The organism is Bradyrhizobium sp. BRP22, assembly GCF_020194175.1.
In the GTDB taxonomy this organism is placed as follows: Bacteria; Pseudomonadota; Alphaproteobacteria; order Rhizobiales; family Xanthobacteraceae; genus Bradyrhizobium.
In genome coordinates, this window is sequence record NZ_JADYVX010000013.1 from 1 (window position 1) to 17,760 (window position 17,760).

Here is a 17,760-nt window from a genome sequence, read left to right on the forward strand (position 1 = left end):
GGCGAGGAGGTCCATGCAGCCTTCATGCAAAAGGCTGCCGCCCAGTTCAGAACGCAATTCGTCACACGCTTCGAGGACGATATCCGCCGCAGGAAGTCGTGGGGCTGCGCCACGACGTGCAATGCGGTAACTCGCGAGGCCGGAGGTCAGGAAGGTCTTGAAGCTTGCAAGGCGATGGCAGCTCAGGTGGCGGGGCTTCACGGTGCGTTATTGCGTGAAGTCGAACCCAAAGCTCTCTCGCTCTTTGCGACATCATTTGGTCGGCATCCGCAGTCCAGGACATGCCGCAATGGAACGATCAGAATTGCCGAATTTTGTCGGGATGAAGGCGGCGCGCTTGGGGCGCTCAATAGTCAAAGTCTGTCGTTGCTGGTGAACGGTTTCAGCAAGTGGCCGCAGCGCTCAGAAACTCGTCAGGGCACGGAAGCCGTCGCTCGTGAGGTCCGTCGTCGCGCCGACCGCCGTTTGCGGCTCTCCGATTTTGATCAGCAAAACTTGGCGAACCTTGTGAACGGTTTTAGCAAGTGGCCGCAAGCCGCCGATTGTCGCGACGCTATGGTCACGGTGGCTGGTGAGATCGTTCGCCGCGCTTGCAGTGACTTCGGGCTCTCTGTCTTTGATCACCAGGCCTTGGCGAACCTGGTGAACGGTTTCGAGAAGTGCCCGGAAGAGGAGGTCTTTTGCCAAGCCACAGTCAGGATCGCGGGCGAGGTCCTCCGCCGCGACCGCCGTGCCCGGCTCTCTGAATTCACTCACCAGGAACTGGCGAACCTGGTGCAGGGATTTGGCAAATGGCGGGAAGAGGCGGCGGCTCGGGAAGCCGCAGGTGCAATGGCGGCCGAGGTCCTCCGTCGTGACCGCCGGGCTAGGTTCTCTGAATTTAGTCAGCAGACCCTGGCGCACCTCGTGAACGGCTTCACCAAATGGCCAGAACAGGAGTGGTCTCGCCAAGCCACCGGAGCGATTGCCGGTGAGGTCAGTCGCCGCGCTGCCCACGGCCGTTTCGGGCTCTCTGAGTTTAATCACCAGGACCTGGCGAACTTGGTGAACGGTTTTAGCAAATGGCCGGAGGAGGCGGTCTATCGCCAAGCCACAGTCGAAATCGCCACAGAGCTCTCTCGCCGCGCCCGCGAGCATGGGCTGCCGCATTTTGCTCCGCAGGAGCTGGCGAATCTGGTGAACGGCTTCAGCAAGTGCCCGGACGATGCGGATTACCGCCAAGCCACAGTCGCGATCGCCAGTGAAGTCATTCGCCGCGGCGGCCAATTGTCTGATTTTAGTCACCGGGACCTGATGGGCCTGGTGAATGGCTTCAGCAAGTGGCCACAACAAGCGGACTGTCGGGATGCAACACTCGCGATCGCCGGTGAGGTCTTTCGCCGCGCCAACCAGTTGTCTCAACTTGATCGGCGGGCGCTGGCGACGTTGGTGAACGGGTTCAGCAAGTGGCCGGAAGAGGCAGCGTGTCGCCAAGCCACAGTGGCGATCGCCAGTGAGGTCATTCTCCGGGCCCGTAGTGACGTCGGGCTGTTTGATTTTAATCACCAGGACTTGGCGACGTTGGTGAACGGCGTCAGCAAGTGGCCGGAGGAACCAGCCTCTCAGCAAGTCACAGGCTTAATAGCCACCGAGATCCTTCGCCGTGTCGAGCTTTCTGATTTCGCTCCCCAGGAACTGGCGAACCTGGTGAACGGCTTCAGCAAGTGGCCGGAAACGGAATGGTCTTGCCGAGCCAGCGGCGCCATCGCCAGCGAGGTTCTTCGCCGCGGTGTCCGACTCTTTGAGTTTACTCACCAGCACCTAGCTAATCTGGTGAATGGCTTCCGCAAATGGCCGGACAGGGCGGACTGTCGCCACGCCGCGGTCGCAATCGCCGGCGAGGTCCTTCGCCGCGAGGACCAGCTCTCTCAGCTTACTCAGCAGGCGCTGACGACGCAAGTGGCCGGAACAGCCCGCGTGTCGGCAAGCCGCAGCGGCGATCGCCGGAGAGGTCTATCGCCGCGCCGCGCGCGGCGCGTTCGGACTCTCTGATTTCAATCACCTGGACTTCGTCGACTTGGTGAACGGTTTCAGCAAGTGGCCGCAAGAGGCGAGGTGTCAGCAAGCCACAGGCGCCATCGCGCATGAGGTTCTTCGGCGCGGCGCCCGGCTCTGTGACTTTACTCACCAGCACTTGGCTAATCTCGTGAACGGTTTCAGCAAGTGGCCGCACGGGGCGGATTGTTCCGAGGCGACAGTCGCAATCGCGGAGGAGATCGGTCGGCGCGAGCTCTCCGATTTTGCTCCGCGTGACCTGGCTAAGTTGGTCAACGGCTTCAGCAAGTGGCCGCAAGCAGCAGCATGTCAGCAAGCCACGGACGCGATCGCGCATCAGGTCCTCCGCCGCGGCGCCCCGCTTTCTGATTTTAATCACCAGGACCTGGCTAATTTGGTTAACGGTTTCAGCAAGTGGCCCGACGGGGCGGGCTGCCGGGACGCGACGGTCGCAATCGCACGGGAGGCTCGTTGCCGCCAGCTCTCTGAGTGTGCTCCGCAGGGCTTAGCAAACATGGTGAACGGTTTCAGCAAATGGCCGGATGAGGAGGCGTGTCACCAAGCCGCAGTGGTGATTGCCAACGAGGTCCGTCGCCGCGCCCCTCGGCTCTCTGATTTTACCCATCAGCACTTGGCTAATCTGGTGAACGGTTTCAGCAAGTGGCCGGAATGGCCGGAGGCTCGCGACGCCACATTTGCGATCGCAGGTGAGGTCCTTCGCCGCGCTGAACTTTCAGATTTTACCCCGCAGCAACTGGCGAACCTGGTGAACGGCTTCAGCAAGTGGCCCGAATCGTCGGTCTCTCGCGACGCCACATTTGCGATCGCGGGTGAGGTCCTTCGCCGCGCCGAACTCTCTGGTTTTGCTGCGCAGGGACTGGCGAATTTGGTGAACGGCCTCAGCAAATGGCTCGACGGGGAAGACTGCCGGAAAGCCGCGATCGCAATTGCCGGGGAAGTCCGTCAGCGCCAGCTCTCTGATTTCGCTCCGCAGCATCTGGCGATCTTGATGAACGGGTTCAGCAAGTGGCAGGACGAGGTGGCGTGCCGGCAGTGCACGATGGACATCGCGCGCGCATTGGGTGCTCGAGAGCGACGGTTCGGTGTGTTCACCACGCCTGAGCTGAGTACGCTCGCCAATGCTCTGTCGAGAATGATCATGAGGGCAGAAGATAGTGGGGAGATTACGGAGGCCGCTCTGCCGAAGGACCGGCTGCACAAGCTGGCTCACTATCTGCACTATGACAATGATCGCCTGAGACAGGCTGACGTTCTGCACATATCGACCATTTTCAAGGCGCTGGGTAAGGCTAGGCTGTCTGATGATCTCGGTTTGCTCGCACCCTCAGGCTTGAATCGGCTCTCGGAATTGCGTCAAGCACCTGATTTTGCCACCCAGAACGATCTGGAAACCATGGGTAATCTGTGTGCTGCCGTGCTGCCACTCGCGCGCAGCCCACAGAAGCCGCTGCGCTGGCACCGCAGGCAGGCGCTCAACCTGCTCAATGACCTGCAGCCCGTCGTCGAGCACAAGATCGAGGCGCATCTGAACGCAAGTGATGCCGAGCGGACCCGTGGGCCGCTTGCGAGCCGCCGCCCCGCTTTGTCGATCTATCAGGCGCTCAAAGCCCGTGCGGTCCTGGAGAGATTGTTCAGGCCACCGTATGTCGAAGGCAACTGGCCCGATTTACGGAGCAGGCAGCAAGAGCTGCAGCATGGGACCAGAGGAATCCTGACTGGCGCGCGCGAACTGATTCAAGGCGATCTTTCCACCATGAGCTGGAACCTGATCGCGCAGATCGAGGCGGACAATCCAGTGGATGCGCTGGACTTCTTCATGGAGCAGGATTCGACGGCGATCCAGGCGCAACATCCTGCATCGGTCTTCGACGTGCATCAGGTCTTGCGAGCCATGGACCATGCCCCAAGGCCTCCGCAGGGTGAGGCGGGACTGATGCGGTTGCCGGTGGTGGACATGCAGGGGCGGCCGTTGGCCACGGAGCCGGAGATACGATATTCGATTTTTCATCGCCTGACCTCGGGGGCGGTGCCCGTGGTCGCAGTGCAACTGCCAGCAACGCCGAGCGCCTTCATGTTGGCACGTACGGTGAGCGTCAACGGTGTGCCATACCGCATGGATCTGTTCGGCGGCAGCAAGTTAAAGCCACCGCGATTGACCGTGTCCCAGATTGCGGCGCGTGCTCCAGGCGAGCAAGTTAATCGTGGGGGAAAGCTGCTGGCGATTCCCTATGCCGAAACCGCGCCGGGCACGGCATTCGAGCAGCTGTGGCGCGCCTGGGCGCCTTTCAAAGAGGCCTATTATTATATTCAACGCAGGGGTTTTGCAGCGCCTCCGGCGATCAAAGGCCTGTCTCCTCACGACTACGCGCTGGAAGGCACCTTCAAATTGGTGCTGCTGCCGGACCGCCCTGCCAACCAGGAGCATCCCTTCAAGTTGAGGGGGCCGAGCGGTCCCATCGCATTGCGGCCGCATGACGGCTGCGGCTTCATCAGGGCCTCGCTGGCCAACCTTATGCCAGCAGTTCGTCGCGCCGGCGAGCGGGAAGGTCCTGACCGGGTGCTTGCCTATGGTGAGGGAAGGAAGTCAGCCCTGCCGGTCTCGGCGCTGCAACATTATCCGCGCAACGAACAAGTGGCAGATGAGGCGCGCGAGAAGGCCAGGAGCTGGCTTGAGAGCCGGGAAGAGCAAACGCTGACACCCGAGGAGCTGTTTCGCACCGTGACCGCCGCAAACATCACCGGTCCGGGTGCAGTGGCCATCCCGTCCGCTGATGGCTGCCTCCATGTGCCGACGCTCAAGAGCGACACGTTGACCGGAACAAGCGGTGTGCTGATTGGTCGATCTCCCTACGACAAGCCCAACCTTCGCCCATTTACCGCCGAGCAAGTCAAATCGGCAATTGGTGGGGACCCGACTGCGGCGTTCCTCGATCAGTGCGTGACCATGCAATACAGCTTTAATGTCGCCCAGAAGTCGGGCGAGGAGTTAGCGGCCGACGATCCGACCTTCTTTGCCAAAGGGCTTCTCATCGTGGTGCCGGATGAGATGTGGCCAGCCGACTTCGCCGACCGGGCGCTGGTAATGTCTGCCGAGGACGTCAAGTGCCATTCGAGCTGGATCAACGGCAAGGACCGCGCAAAGATGGACACTCCCGTCGACTGCGTCGGCATCCTCCAGGCGACAGAATTGTTTGCTCCGGGCTCGGTGGTTGCCGTGCCGCCCAGTGAACAGAAGAAGCTTGACGGCGACTTCGATGGGGATAGCCTCGTCCTTGTCGGCGATCGGCCGCAGCTTTACGAGCATGTTAGGCAATTCGATCAAGAGGAGCAAGTTCGCGGATTGGGCTCGCTCAAGCCGCCGAAGTCCCATACCCCGGCGATTGAGGATGGTCGCTACAAGTTCGGTCGTGCCAGCCAGATCCTCGCCGCTACGCGGAATGTTCTAGAAATTTACACCGGCTTGCAGCGAGGGTTTCTGGCTCAATCCCATGAAGGCCGACAGTGGTTTGCTGAGCGTGCCGTGTTCGGCACGTACGAAGGCATTCACCGCGAGCTCCAGCGAGACATCCGTCAGCTGCTAAAACAGGAGCAGATAACTGGCCAAGATATCCGAGATAGGCTCGAGAAGGCGAGGCCTGAAATCGACGTCGCCAAGCATCCGGTCGCCCAAGAACTAGCCGAGTTGCTCGTCCACGATCTTGACGCGTGGGCGACGAACCTGGACGAACAGATGCTGGCCGATACCGTTGAAAGCGCGAGCGAGACCGGCCCGACGGTGAGCCCAGCACTCTCCGAGCTTTTCCCCGACCTGACGGAGACCTATACTGCAACTCTTCACCCACGACACCGCCTCCAGGTCTTGCTCGACCACTATCCTTCACGCATCGATCTCGGATCGGATCCGTCACGCATCGATTCAAGACCGGACGGTTACGATCCAGACGACCTCGTACAAAGCGCAAATAATCTCCTGAGCCTCGGCATCAAGGTCGGAACTGACGCCTACAAATCCGACACTGGCGCCTATACCTTTATGTTCAAAAGCGGGCACCTGCAGCGCCTGCTGCAACACACACCCGGGTTGAAATCGGTGCCTTATACCAAGAGCGCCGCGGCTATCCTCCACCAGGGGCTGTTCGATGTCGATGCGACATTGGAGGATCTCAAGGACAATCCGACCCTGGCGGCTTCGGTCATGCAAGCCTCGATCAAACTTGTCACCGAGCGAGGCATTCTGCCTGAACCCAAGGGCCGAGGTCTTGCTGCCGATGATTCCGCCACGACAATCACATTGACCCGCGAGCAGGCTGCACAGCGCGCCCAAATGGAGGCAACTCGCGCTCAAGCCGAAGAAAAGGATATCACCCCAATGGCAAACTCGGTCGCTGAAGCCCTCAAGAGAGCCGACTTCGAGGTGAAGATGCCCCATTCCCGTTGGGCCTTGAGATCGATAGACTCGATGACCGACCAGCTCGTCGGAATGCAGGCACCGATTGAGGTCGGCTCCCAGCTGATCAGCAACGCTGTACGGCACGTCTTCGAACTCGCTGATGGGGAATTTGCACGTGCCTTCAAGAAAGCCATTCTCCTCTTCGAGGAGAGCGGCTATGCCGAGGTTAGCACCACCAACTGGTTCAGGACGCGATCGCCGAGCTTCGTCGGCATCAAGACTGTGCTCGCCACGCCGGGGGGCTACCGCTTCGAGATGGAGTTCCACACGGCTGACAGCTACAAGGCCAAGATCGACAATCATGATACGTACAAGGAACTGCAGAAGCTGCGGGAGCTGCAGCGAGAGAGCCGAGAGCCTCTGGATCAGTCCCTAGCCGAGCAACTCTTGGAGCGTGTGCGACAGGCCTGCAACAAGGTTGTCATACCGGAGGGGGCTATAGAGATCCCTCACTGGGAAGCCGACGCGGATAGTACATTTGGTGCTAGCCTGGCTCGTCAGTTGCAAGTGGCCCCGCCGAGACGCACGGCGCGTTCCCCGATGGCAACGGAGATTCTTGGTGCCCTGGGCACGCGGCCGATCGTGCTGGTCGGCATGATGGGCGCTGGGAAATCCAGTCTTGGCCGTGCACTCGCCAGGCGACTGGGGTTGAAGTTCGTCGATTGCGATAAGGAGATCGAGACGAAGACCGGCAAGTCCATAACCAAGATTTTGGCTGAGGATGGCGAGGCGCATTTCAGGAATCTTGAGGCAAATCAGATCAGGCACTCGCTCGAACAAGGTCCGGCCGTGCTCGCAACCGGTGGTGGAGCGTTCATGGTCGAGGAAATCCGGCATTATATCGGCCAGAAAGGAGTTTCGATCTGGCTTAATACCAAGGAGGACGTGATTAGGCGGAACCTGAGGCACAACACCAAGCGTCCGAAGATGCAAACCGCCGGCCAGGACCAGACCATCTCAGACCTGATGCACGTGCGCAATCCTATCTATCAGCTTGCTGATCTCACTATTGCCCCGCAGCACCAGCGGGATCTCAAGAGCGCGGATGCTTGTCTGACCGCGCTGCACGCCTACCTTTGCGGTGAGGCCAGGGAGGCCCAAGCAAGTTCCGACCTCGCGGGGGTGGCTCCATGACCACGTCGCTCAAACATGCGAAGCGCATCACGTCCGCTTCGCGCTCGACAATCGCGAGAGCTATCGAGGTGGAAGGGGTGCCTGGAGGCCTAAAGGCCCGAGGCCTCCACGGGGCGCTGGCTGCAGCCAATCAACATCTGCGCGTTCTGTCGCCGAGATCATCGGGCCGGCAGCTGACCGGGTGTTGTCGACGGCGTCCAGTCGCTCGCGAAGAGCGCACAACGGAAATCGACGGGCCAGACCCGACAACATCACTGCGTAGGGATAGTAGGTTGTGGGGACTGTTGGAATTGAACGCTGGCGCGGCATGACATGAGATAGTAATGGCCGCCTTCTGTCTGAGAGGATTGAGCGTCTTCAGAGCCCGACCTTCAGACAAGAAGTTTTCGGATGGCCCAAGTGAACCCTCCCCGCCGATGCATGATCGAGGACATGACGGTTCACAACTTGTCGCGGGCGACGCAGCGGCCGATCGCCCGATCATCTGGGCTTAGAGGATGTCCACGCGTTCCACGTTCATGTGGTGGCGACGGTGGTAGTATCGGGGCCCCGCACTTAAGCAGATTGTGTGTGCGTTGCGGTTCTTCTACGGCGTAACGCTTGGCCACAGTACGATCCCGGAGCGCATCGTCTACGCGGGCGCCATGCAGCTGCCGGTTGTGCTGATTGCGGAGAAGGTGGTAAGCTTTCTGGAGGCGACCCGGAGCCTGAAGAGCTGCACGGCGTTGACGGTAGTCTATGCCAGCGGATTACGCGACCGCTGGTCGCCGCGCCTCGACCATACATTTATCGAATGTGAGCGGTCGCAATTGATCGGGCGAAGAGCGCGTATGGCGAGCGATTTGTGTTACCTCTTGACCGAGGCTATGGAGCGATTGGACGACAAACTCGCGCAGCGCTCGGCCTGGCTAACGATGCAATCTGCCCCAAAACGGCGCCTCGACAAATTATCTACCTCGATGCGATTCCTTTAAAGTGCCCTTGATTAATTGATAGCGCCTCCCAGTCGATTTGTTTGCGAGCTGCCTCCACCTCGTGCTCGTTCTGATGATCTGCTCGAGCTTGGCGCCGAACAGATCGCCTCGAGGCGAGCCAAAATCGAAATCGACAGCCTGGCAGCACCTGCATTCGGTAATGTCCGTTCGCAGCATCGGTGTCCGCTTTCTGACCATCGCACAATTTTTGTCAGACTTAAAACACCTGCCGTGATCGAGCGGCTCGCAGTTCTATAAGTTAATCACAGGCTTACCGGACAAAGGACAGCGCTGGCACGGCGGTTGCTATTGAGATGGAGCAACACTGAGTGAGGGCTGAGTGCACGCACACGCGCAGGACAAGCGAGATTCTCCTTCCCTTGAACCCGCCTCCCCAAACAGCGCGCTATTATGCGCGGCCAGGCTAAATTTGCCGCGTCAATGTTCGCTGCCCGGTGCTTTGGCATGAGATTCCATCGCGACTGACCGCAATGTGTGCACCTGAACCGGATTCAGATTTAGAAGGCTATCATGTCGGCCGCTCGGTACTTAGACTCACCGCGCTATACGGATGAGGTGCGGGCTTTTAACAGCTTGGTGACGCTTTCTCCTGCAGGAGCGCCTTGTGGGAGCTCCTGGGCTACGGAAGTGACCGCTCGAGCTGAAAAAGCAAACAGGTCAATGCTCCAGAGTTGTGAGGCGCTGTCATTCTTCTTTCTGCCCCAGCAGCTTTCCCGTCTTGCGACATATGAAGTGCAACTGCGAACAAGCGGGGCAGACAATGCCTTCAAATTCGCGTTCCGTCGCCTCGGCATCATCATCAAGCCACTTCTGGACCATCATGTTGGTAATCGGGCAGGTGAAAGTGAAGGCGCGCATATCTTCCCTTTGGCGTCGAGTGCTGGCCAAGAGCAAAAAGCGAGAGCCGGTGTCCGTGAGCTCGAAACCACAATAGCGCACGCGTGGCCCAAGCGCTCGCCCCAACGCACGATAGGAAATCCTCGTGAAGCTGCCTTGATTTCGCGCAAGCGAGCGGGTCAGGTGAGAACGACAGCTACCAATCGAGCAGCCGATGAGCTACTTGCGAAACGACAGAGTCATTCTGGCGCAAGCAAACCCACACATCCGCGAGCAAGTAAGTCGAGCAAAGCGATTACCGCACCAAAGGTCTCCCCGAAAGCGGGAGGATACTTGGTGAATCGACAAGATAGGGAGCGTTCCAGAAAAAGTGGTGCCTCTCCTGCGGGACGGCATTTTGCTTTGCTCGCGTCCGGCTATCCGGGAAGGTCAGTAATCGTATGTGCGTCTTAGGTCTAGGTTCAAGAAACGCTCTCTCTGCCTACCCGGGGTTCGAATGACCTTATCCCTAGCTTCTCCTTCTGAACTGCAGCGGCCGTCAGAGATGCCAGTTGGCGAATTGTTGGCTCGTCGAGCCCGGACTCTGCTCGGCCCGCATCCGTTCGCTGCTGAAATGTCCAAAGATCAGGTTGCCAGGCTACTACCTGAATACTTCGCCATGTCGCAGGCTTTCCCATACCTGCAGGCGGGATCGCAAAAGGATCTCATATTCGACGCGATACATCGCAATCGAGACCTCCCCAGGGACGTTGAGCTGACCAGCGTGGTCGCAAATTTTATCTGCTGGGATGAAACGGGAGGTCATAGTCGGGTTCTCCAAGGCGGCAACGCTGCGCTACCCGGTATTCTGGAGATAGAAAACATCCACTCGAAACTCTTTAGAAAAGATGCCTCGCGGCTGCTTGGCCGAGCAATACAACCCTACTACAGCACCAGAACGAGCCGGTACCTGCGTGCGCTGTATCGTGGCTTGTCGTCGAGAGCCCCGATAATGCGTTGCGCCTACATGGTTGCCTTCGAGCTACATGCTGCGGAAATGATCCAGGCACTTTGGAACACTTTAGTCAAAACCTTTGACGCTCGCTCTGACGATCTTGAGTATTTCCGCATCCATGTCGGCGGCGAGGATCCTGCAGAGAAATACCACGGAGAAATGACGAGCCGGCTCATTAGCGAACTGGTCCCTGCCGACTGCAATAGCCTCTTCCTAACTGAATTTGACCGCGCTTATCGGCTCAGCTTAGATTGGTGCGGCGATCTAATCCGAATTGAATCGTTTGATGGTAACAGGATGGAAGTTGAGCACAGTGGCCGTTGTCACTGTGGTTCAGTCAAGTTCTACGTCCGAGCGCCAGCACAGATTGCTGCAGTGAAGTGCAATTGCTCAATCTGCCAAATGTCCGGATTTCTGCACATGCTCGTTGCCGACGACAAGCTCAGGATTGAATGCGGCGAAGAACTTCTGACTACATACCAGTTCAATACGAACATCGCTCGGCACACGTTTTGTCGGATTTGCGGCGTGAAGCCATTTTATCGGCCGCGATCGAATCCGTCAGGATTCAGCGTAAATATCCGATGCCTAGATAAAACGACGATCGAAAGCATAACAATAGATGATTTCGACGGCGAGAATTGGGAGCAGGCGATCCGCTCGCTGCAGGCGGATTGAGACGCTTCTTAGGTTCAATCTTCGAGTGAGTTCGAAAGGCGCATACAATGAACGATAGACCTGGTCTGCTTTCAGAAGAAGCGATCGCGAAGTACCGCTCAGAGCTGTGGAATAAGGGTACGGTCCTGGTCGCCCCCGAGACACTGTTCACCAAAGATGAGCTGGCTAGGATCGAGGAGCTGCAGTCCGGTATTCCCGAAGAAGTGGTTCGGGAGGGAGATGCTGGCGATTCTCACGATGTTTTTGTAAAACGACTGCGGCTAGACCATCCCGGCCATCATCCTAGCAACGCGAATGGTAATGCTTCAGCGCAGATCATCGAACTAGTTGAAAAGACCGAGCGGGTCTCCGCACTCACGAAAATCCTCGGAGCGTCATCAGACTACCTCATTCGCCGATGCCAAATTCACCGCATGCCGCCCCGGCCATTTGTTGGTATCCATTTGGATGCTGAGAGCGACCCCGACTTCGAATATTCTGTGATTGTCCAGCTCGCGAGAGATTTTGAGGGCGGTGAGTTTGTTGTATATCCAACCCAGCGTGAACCCGAAGTCTTTTACCCGCAGTTGGGGAGCGTAGTTATCACAACCTGTCACTTCAGGCATGAGGTAAGGCAGGTGCGTGCTGGAGAGCGTCGGTCACTCGTCTATTTCTGTTCAAAATACCGCGGCGCGAACCGCCGGATTATCGAGCACTCGGCCGTTGGCGCATGAAATCTGGTGCGTAACGGGTGTCCTGAATCAGAAATTTGCGACACTGAGATGCCTGAGCTTGAGTATTGTACCGGCAGAGGCTCGACCAGGATGTCGGCGGCGGGTTTGGTCGGCACAGCGATGCGATTCCCAACCAGGATGCTCATGCGACCTTGTCAGCCGGAACGCTAGATGGCCGGGTTGGAGTGCGTCCTACTGGGATCTATTGATGCAGGCGCGCACTCTCTAGCGAGATGAGCAATGCTTGACGCAATACAATATTCTTCGTCCTCGTTGTCCTTTATCGGCCGTTCGGAGATCCTGGACTGGCAAGTTAACAGTTGGAGCATGACGCAATCATTTCAATCAGAGCATCGTCGATAGTCGATGCTCCAGATTCCGGGCGACCAGCCTGTCGCGCGCGATCACAAGGCACTCCACCGTGCCTGCCTCTTGATCGCCGGCAAGCGGAATAACGCCTTCCTTCTGTATGCGATCGAAGAGCAATCCTTCATCGACAAAACAGTCAAGCGCCGTTTGGAGGGAGTTTAGTCGGACATTCCGCACAGATGAAATCACGTAGGAATGGGAATAGTCGGGGCCTAGCAACCGGTCAGCAATGCTGTGCAACACCGAGCCTCCGCCCCACCGACCGTTCGCTTCATTAAACAGCAGCTGCCTATCGGTCGAGAAGATGGCATCTATATTGATCATCCCGCGGTACCCCAAGGTCCGCGCGAGCTCCACAAATCGATAGGCATACGCGTAAGCGGTCGAGAGCTGCTCATCGCTCAGATCGCTTGGGAGCTCTAGTCCAGTCCAGACGAGAGCTCTTTCGGATGGATTTTCGCTTCGCCGCAGACGTATGTTTCCACTGTTGACGAATACGATTGAACCATTCTCCTCAATTTCAAACTCAAGGTAGAACAGAGAACGAGCAAGGTGGTACGATTCGACGACCACCGTTTTACATGAGGGAGTTGTCACCTCAGACCAAAGCGCGTCAGGATCAAACGACGACCAAAGGAGCCGCCGGGTTTCTCTTGCTCCAGGGAGTGGAGCGGTCTCTTTGCCGGTGAATATAACATTTCCGACCCCGCCGGCTCCATTGTCTAACTTTACAATCACGCTGCCCGTTTCAGACCTCAGGGACGTAACCGCTCTGAATAATTCGTCTGAGTTTGTCGTTACGCATCCACTGGGAATCGGAAGTGCGACACTTGCTGCCAGTTGACGGAAGTGACTCTTGCGGTTCAACAGATCAGGTCCTCGCTGCAGAGCGAAGTCGTCACCGTTCTGCGATATGCCAAGCATCGCGGCTAAACGAGCAACACCTTCCGTCGAGTAGCAAGCACATAGTGTCCAATGTGCTTTCTGACGGATGTGGCGGCTGATCTGTTCAACAACAGTCTTGGACTGCAGAGTGAAATCACTAAGGATCCCCATCTTGCCGGCGTTTTCTGGCACGAGCACCAAGACAGTCGATGGGTCAAATTTAAGCGTCGCGCCAACGTGGTCTAACAGGTCAATTGGGATCGCTACCGGAGAGATAATTACGTCGCCCGGTTGTGCAAACCAGACGGAACGCCAAGCAGACTTGGCGGCAAGCGAAAGTTGGGTGACCGTCAGATCGGCGCCCGACATCTGGGCGCTACCGGCATTCATAATTAGGATCCGCGGCATCAGCGAGCTCCGGGTATTTGCGTGTTATCGGGCGGAAGCGCAGTCCCCACTAAAATGAACGTGCAGAAGTCGCATTGATATACAACAATTGACCGAAGCGTCTGGCGATGATGAGCTGGAGACGAAAGAGCGTTTCGGGCGGCACGGGATTCGCGCCCAGCGCTCGACCGTCGATACTCAATGGCCGTCTCGTTCCTGGCTTGATCGCGCATCGTGCTGTTTGAGCATGAAATGCTGTATTTTGCCCAACGCGGTTCGTGGCAATTCCTCCGTGAAGATGATTTCGCGCGGCACTTTGAAACGGGCGAGCTGTGACTGCACATGCGCCTGCAGGGCTTCCGCTTCAATCCGCGCGCCTGACCTCCTGATCACGTAGGCGATCGGAACTTCATCCCAGCGCGGATCGCGCCTACCGACGACTGCGCATTCCGCGACGTCGGGGTGCTCCAGAAGCACACGCTCGACTTCCGCCGGATAGACGTTTTCTCCACCGGAAATGATCAGGTTCTTCTTGCGATCATGAACCCAAAAGTATCCGTCGACATCGCGGTGGCCGACATCACCAGTGTGATACCAGTCGTTACGCAGTGCCTCATAAGTCGCTTCTTGATTGCCCCAGTATTCGCTGAAGAGATTGGGGCCGCGCACTGCGATCTCGCCTGGGGTGCCTGGCGGCAGCTCGTTGCCGGCATCGTCGAGGATTGTCGCTTCGCAGCATAGGCCAGGCAATCCACTCGAACTCTCTCGCGCAAGATCGCCGCCGAGCCTCGTGTAGATGGCAATGGGGCAGGTCTCCGTGGAGCCATAAACCTGCAGGACTGATATGCCGCGTTCGGCAAAACGGTCGGTCAGGTGCCGCGGCACCATGGTGGAGCCAGTGGAAATTGCCTTCAGTGAGGAGAGATCGGTCGTCGGCCAGCCAGGATGATCGGTCAGAGCTTGAATCGTGGCAGGCACCAATACGGCTAGCGTAGGCCGGTCGTGCTCGAATGCGGCAAGCGTCGCCTCTGGCGTAAACCGCGGGTGGATCGTAACCGTCGCGCCTTGATGCAGCGCTGGTGTGGTCTGGATATTGAGGCCGCCGACGTGGAACAGCGGCAACACTGTCAAGACATGGTCAGCCGAGGTGAGGCCATGCATGTGTTGACTCATAACGCCATTCCACAGCAAGGCCTCTTGGCGTAGCACAGCGCCTTTCGGCCGGCCGGTGGTCCCCGAGGTATAGACGATCAAAAGCGGGCGGGACAGGTCCGTGTGCAGGCTCCGACCATCGCCGCGCCCTCTCTCTACCAAGTCATCCCACTTGCTTCCGCCGAGGGGCGCATAATCGAAGCCGACCACGAAGATGCCCGGAAGTTGCTCCGCCAGCGCCGGCAGGAGTGCCTCGAAGGCGTGTTCGACCACCAGCACCTTAGCGGCGGCGTCCGACAGGATGAAGAGCTGCTCGGCTACCGCAAGCCTCCAGTTCAGTGGCACGAGGATTGCGCCGAGCCGCGCGCAGGCATAGAGCAGCACCAGGTAGTCCGGCCGGTTAAGGCTGAGGATCGCGACGCGATCGCCTCTGTCGACACCGAGCTGGCTCTTTAGGGCGCGCGCAACCTGTTCGATCCGTTGATTGAAGACAGAGTAGCTTAAAGTGGCGCCCTCGAAATGGATGGCGGGCTTGTCGGGGCTGAACGTCGCGTTGCGCTCAATCAGGGTGCAAAGGTCCATCGTCGGTGTTCCGTCTTTCTTAGTCTTGCAGAGTATGTCTCTCCCGAAGTGGCCAATGAGAGCTCCTGAGTTTCCTCGGGAGGTGTCGATTACGCCTTTATTGTCTTAGACGAGGCGCGTCTCGTCACGTATCTGCAAAAGGAGTGCAGCTCGTGGCGATATAGGAGCGCAGGTACAGTCGATGTAGTTTGGGGACTCAAGGTGTAGGCTCTCGCTCGCGTGCTTGCCCACCAGGAGCTACGTGCATCCGACCATGGTGATAAGCGCACCATGAGGAGAGTGTCTTGTCCGATCTTCTCACTACAGGCTCACCGCACATATAGGCCGCTCTGGGATCTCCATCTTCGAAGCCGACAATGGCCCGGCATTGGCCTTCAGTGTGGTTGACTAGCAAGACCTTCTTGGAGCCGTCAGGTCTTTTCACATTGCCGCTCCGAGATGCTTGGCAATCTCTTGCAATGTCGTGGCGAGCGAGAATTGCTGCCAAAGCGCCTCGAGAACCTCTGCAGGGCGATCGACGTTTATGCGTTTTCGCGATTTTATCGGCATAGCAGCTCTCAGGATCTGTGCGGACAGGACAAGACCACGTTCCTCGTATTGAGCGCTGGCCCGAGGGCAACCGGTGCAACCTGATGTGAGATCGTACAATTTAACGCCACGTGCGATTCAAGCCCCTTTAGGGGCTGTGGTGTGAATATATTCAAGCTCCCAGGCCTCCATGGAGCACCGCGATGCGAGAAATCAAAAACTACCGCCATCTCAAAGGATCTGGCCCGAAGGTGGAGTAACGTTGCTAGCGGCAGAGCGTTAAGGCGCCGTCTTGCGAGCGGCGCAGCTGATGCACGTCAGGGGCACTAGCATTTGTCCGCTGGATGACGGCACCAAATTGGCCTACGCATGCCCAGACTACGCACCCTCTAGGTGCAGATTTCCTTATAGGATTTGGGAATTCAATGAGCGAAATTTTCATCAGCCACGCCGTGGCGGACAGCCATTTGGCGAAATTGCTTTTGGATTTTATGAAGAAAGGAATGGGCGTTCCGCAGGACTCGATCTTCTGTTCCAGCGTGGATGGACACAACATTCCATTGGCCGAAGATTTCAACGCCTACATCAAGAACCAGATGGAGCTCGGCGCCGCCTGGGTGCAGAGCAGCAAGAGCCTCCCGATCGTCGTGCCGCCCGTCGCCTTCGACGTTGTGACGAAGACTTTGGGCTTGAAGCAGGCCTGGAAGATCGACGCCACGAAAGGCCTCATCGACCTCAAAAACCTCATCCAGTCATCAGTATCAAGCCTGGAGAAGAGGTCCGAGCACGTTTGGGAGGAGAAACGCGCCCAGTGGGGAGCGGACCTCAAGAAGGCCCTTTCGAAGCTGCAGCAGGCCACCAAGGTTGATGCCGCCACCCACAAGGAAGCGCTTTCGCAGATCAAGGAAAGTGAAGATGAGATCGAGCGCCTTAGGGAGGCGCTCACGCGTGCGAAGGACCGCTACGAGGAGCTCGCGAAACTGAAGGACAAGAAAGAGGTCGCTGCGCTCGAAAAGAACGAGCCCGGCAACCAGAACGTGGAAACGCAGTTCGAGGAACTGATCGAAGCTGTCAAGAACACCAGACCGTCGGGGTACAAGGTCGTCGACAAGCATATCATCTTGGACCACTACGGGCGCGCAGGGACCATCGACTGGTACGGTTATAAGGAGGAGTTCCAAGACGCAAGAAAATACGGTCTGCTGGCGGCGGACAGTGATCACGTCGACTGGAGCCGCAACAAGGTGAAGGTCTTTGTGAACGCGATCAAGGCAGTCGAGGAGTTTCTCGCGTCAGAAGAGGGATCGAAGTGGCGCAAACAGCAGGACGACGAAGTGCCAACCGATCCTGATGACCTCGAGTTCTGGGAATACTACCTGGAGATTTGACCGTTTGCGGTCGCCCTAGGCTGGCCGCCTGAGCCCGCATGTCCCAAACGCCCGGCTGAGACCCTCCAGCAGGCTTCAGATCTCGGATATGAGCGCGACGCTGCGGGGCGACTGGTTGCGAAGGGGCAGACATGTAAGTCCGCCGGATCCAGCCGGACAACCGACCGGTGACTACCGCGTCATTGTCCACGCGACCGCATCGAGCGCACTCGGAGGCATCGGGCCTCGTATGGGGGCGTCTTGCTCACGGAAAGTGACCAGTGGGCCATGCCGGCGAGGGTGCCCACGCCGACCATGGGCGACCCTCCCGCTGCGCGATCCAGCCTCCATTGGTCGATCCGGTCGCTGGGATGCAGCACGACGCGGCCGCCCACAGCGAGCCCTGGACAGAGCTTCATCGTAGGCGCCTGCGACCAGCAGCAGCGCCAGCAGCCGGCGGGCTGACGGGCGGCGCCGGTACCGAACCTTGAAGCTCGACAGCAGCTAACGGGCAGGCTATACATGAACATACAGCGAACAAAATCCTTCCAGTTGCGATCGCCTTGCGGTACATCTCGACTGAGGTATTCCCCCAGCAGATCACGAGTTTAGGGGCAGCAAGCTGCATCTCTTT

7 protein-coding genes and 2 pseudogenes are annotated in these 17,760 nt (G+C 58.2%); 6 read left to right on the plus strand and 3 right to left on the minus strand.

All coding sequences use genetic code 11. From position 1 onward, the window contains the following. From I6F35_RS18090 to I6F35_RS18100, 3 genes and pseudogenes are all read left to right on the plus strand, one after another. Nucleotides 1-2,031 (plus strand): annotated as a pseudogene (locus I6F35_RS18090) (hypothetical protein); the annotation flags it as partial. After that, the gene (locus I6F35_RS18095) at nt 1,979-7,639 is read left to right on the plus strand and encodes a shikimate kinase (RefSeq protein WP_346283179.1); all 5,661 of its coding nucleotides are present in this window, start codon (nt 1,979-1,981) and stop codon (nt 7,637-7,639) included. The pseudogene I6F35_RS18090 and the gene I6F35_RS18095, both read left to right, overlap by 53 nt. Nucleotides 7,640-8,029: 390 nt before the next feature. Then, a pseudogene (locus I6F35_RS18100) lies at nt 8,030-8,394 on the plus strand (integrase); the annotation flags it as partial. Between the two features lie 924 nt (nt 8,395-9,318). On the opposite strand, the gene I6F35_RS18105 reads toward I6F35_RS18100, so the two are convergent. Continuing rightward, nucleotides 9,319-9,492, minus strand: a complete 174-nt coding sequence (locus tag I6F35_RS18105; protein WP_208830411.1) for a hypothetical protein — start codon at nt 9,490-9,492, stop codon at nt 9,319-9,321. A 475-nt stretch (nt 9,493-9,967) separates the two neighbouring features. Here I6F35_RS18105 and I6F35_RS18110 point away from each other — a divergent pair, with 475 nt between their 5' ends. Continuing rightward, nucleotides 9,968-11,143, plus strand: coding sequence for a GFA family protein (locus I6F35_RS18110; protein WP_225119052.1), 1,176 nt, complete (start codon nt 9,968-9,970; stop codon nt 11,141-11,143). Between the two features lie 47 nt (nt 11,144-11,190). Next, nucleotides 11,191-11,856, plus strand: coding sequence for a 2OG-Fe(II) oxygenase (locus I6F35_RS18115; protein WP_225119053.1), 666 nt, complete (start codon nt 11,191-11,193; stop codon nt 11,854-11,856). A gap of 345 nt (nt 11,857-12,201) precedes the next feature. Here the strand turns inward: I6F35_RS18115 and I6F35_RS18120 are convergent, their stop codons facing one another. Both I6F35_RS18120 and I6F35_RS18125 read right to left on the minus strand, forming a co-directional pair. Then, complete coding sequence (locus I6F35_RS18120) at nt 12,202-13,518, minus strand: peptide ligase PGM1-related protein (protein ID WP_225119054.1); 1,317 nt, start codon at nt 13,516-13,518, stop codon at nt 12,202-12,204. A gap of 177 nt (nt 13,519-13,695) precedes the next feature. Further along, nucleotides 13,696-15,231, minus strand: a complete 1,536-nt coding sequence (locus tag I6F35_RS18125; protein WP_225119055.1) for an AMP-binding protein — start codon at nt 15,229-15,231, stop codon at nt 13,696-13,698. Nucleotides 15,232-16,184: 953 nt separating this feature from the next. Here I6F35_RS18125 and I6F35_RS18130 point away from each other — a divergent pair. Further along, nucleotides 16,185-17,147: a hypothetical protein gene (locus I6F35_RS18130; protein ID WP_225119056.1), complete on the plus strand. Its 963-nt coding sequence runs from the start codon at nt 16,185-16,187 to the stop codon at nt 17,145-17,147. The last annotated feature ends 613 nt before the right edge of the window (nt 17,148-17,760 follow it).

Bases quoted from the DNA above. Each gene is read 5' to 3' on its own strand.
- I6F35_RS18105 (WP_208830411.1), bottom strand. From the start codon at position 9,492: ATGCGCGCCTTCACTTTCACCTGCCCGATTACCAACATGATGGTCCAG.
- I6F35_RS18110 (WP_225119052.1), top strand. From the start codon at position 9,968: ATGACCTTATCCCTAGCTTCTCCTTCTGAACTGCAGCGGCCGTCAGAG.
- I6F35_RS18115 (WP_225119053.1), top strand. From the start codon at position 11,191: ATGAACGATAGACCTGGTCTGCTTTCAGAAGAAGCGATCGCGAAGTAC.
- I6F35_RS18120 (WP_225119054.1), bottom strand. From the start codon at position 13,518: ATGCCGCGGATCCTAATTATGAATGCCGGTAGCGCCCAGATGTCGGGC.
- I6F35_RS18125 (WP_225119055.1), bottom strand. From the start codon at position 15,231: ATGGACCTTTGCACCCTGATTGAGCGCAACGCGACGTTCAGCCCCGAC.
- I6F35_RS18130 (WP_225119056.1), top strand. From the start codon at position 16,185: ATGAGCGAAATTTTCATCAGCCACGCCGTGGCGGACAGCCATTTGGCG.